Source organism: Bartonella sp. AP36NXGY, assembly GCF_042195865.1.
In the GTDB taxonomy this organism is placed as follows: Bacteria; Pseudomonadota; Alphaproteobacteria; order Rhizobiales; family Rhizobiaceae; genus Bartonella.
Genome location: NZ_JBHIPD010000137.1, coordinates 1 through 685 on the forward strand (window position 1 = coordinate 1; position 685 = coordinate 685).

Below are 685 nucleotides of genomic sequence, written 5' to 3' on the forward strand. Positions count from 1 at the left end.
GATATCCTTATTATTTTGTCATATGGATATTAGGGGCGTTTGTTACGGGAACCATTGCTTTTTATCTCATCTAGTTTCTATGTCTCCATAGATGTCCAAATGTAATGCCTTTTGCGAGAGAATTGGCTATGCTTGATAGTTTGAGTAACAGCATGATGGATATAATGGACAAGATGAGAGCTCCCCCAAACATGAAACTTACATTCTGGTCGTAGTCGAGTTTCATATCGCTCAAATAGTTTGCAAAGATATTCATCATCAGATTAAATACAGTGGCTAAGAGTAGAAAGAGGATTATATAATTGATGACTTGGACTATCCATTGCTCGAAAAGGCGATGAGTTGGTTGCCAGAGCAAAGCAATGATGAAGAGTGGTCCCAATCCTACGAGAAGTGTAATAGCGATTTTTGTTAGGAGCACGAGACCACCGCCGATTGCTACTACGAGGCTTGTTGCTAGCAAGATAATGATGCCTAAGAGACTGTAAAGCAGTCCATTGGCTTCGAAGAAGACGGTTTCTTGGAAAAGGCGGCCTGCATATTGAAATCCTCCGCCTGCTGTTTTGTCAAGTAAATTCATTAATTGTTTATCATCGAGTGGATTTGTCATGAGCGCTTTTGATAACTCATAGGGCATTTGTGTTATCAAATTGGCAATTTCATTTTGATAAAGTCCTGTGGTAAG

General features: G+C 39.7%; 1 protein-coding gene. It reads right to left on the reverse strand.

All coding sequences use genetic code 11. The annotated features are described in order from the left end of the window. Positions 1-70 precede the first annotated feature (70 nt). Positions 71-685, reverse strand: a 615-nt coding sequence (locus tag ACFINX_RS10320; RefSeq protein ID WP_375668819.1) for a type IV secretion system protein, incomplete at its 5' end; no start/stop codon positions are given.